Genomic DNA, 467 nt, shown 5'->3' with positions numbered 1-467 from the left:
CCTGCGCCTTGCGGTGGTCGGTCAGCCGCAGCCGCAGGGCCGCGCCCGCGAAGCTCGCGCAGAAGGCGAAGAGGTCGGAGACGACGGCCTGCCGCAGCGGTACGCCCGCCGCCGCGTAGATGATCCCGGCGGCCACCGCCTGCGTGCCCGGCGCCGCACCGCGCCGGACCCGCTCGAAGTGCTCGCCGATCTCCGGAAGGTCGAAGACCTCCCACGCCAGGTCCAGCAGTTGCCGGCCGGTCCGGGTGGACGCGAGCCGCATCTCCCGGCCCAGCTTGGTGGCGAACAGGTACTCGTCGATCCGGACCACCGTCTCCGGGTCGCCCGCGCGGGTCGCCCGGTGGGCGAGCGCGAGCGCGGTGACGTCGGCCGGGCCGACGGCATGCAGCAGCAGACCCTCGAGGAGCGACGGCAGGCTGTCCGCATCGACCGCCCTGGCCTGGGCGAAGCCCTCGAGCGTGTGCGAC

1 protein-coding gene is annotated in these 467 nt (G+C 74.9%); it reads right to left on the bottom strand.

What is annotated here, in order from left to right:
* On the bottom strand, positions 1-467 hold a 467-nt coding region (locus AC13HU_RS38120; protein ID WP_483046573.1), incomplete at both ends, for an urease accessory protein UreF.

It is taken from the genome of Streptomyces sp. NH27, from assembly GCF_056859195.1.
The sequence above is the reverse complement of the archived record's forward strand: the minus strand, read 5'-3'. Positions and strand labels throughout refer to the sequence as shown.